The organism is Pseudoalteromonas sp. c7(2019) (assembly GCF_011378625.1).
GTDB lineage: Bacteria > Pseudomonadota > Gammaproteobacteria > Enterobacterales > Alteromonadaceae > Pseudoalteromonas > Pseudoalteromonas arctica.
The window spans coordinates 1-209 of the sequence record NZ_WTKS01000053.1; positions in this window are offsets into that span (position 1 = coordinate 1).

A 209-nucleotide genomic window follows, 5' to 3' on the forward strand; every position below is an offset into this window, starting at 1 on the left:
ATGAAATATCCACACTTTGTAGTTTAATTAATCACTCAGTGATTTAATTGAAATAAACGCAATAAAACGCTTGCCAATAGTTTCGCGATCCCTATAATACGCCGCACAGACAAGGACGGAGGCGCAAGCCACTAACCAAGACTGAGAATAAAAGAAACGCTTTAACGATTCGAACTTCGGTTTGAAATTAAGTTAAAATAAGACGTTGA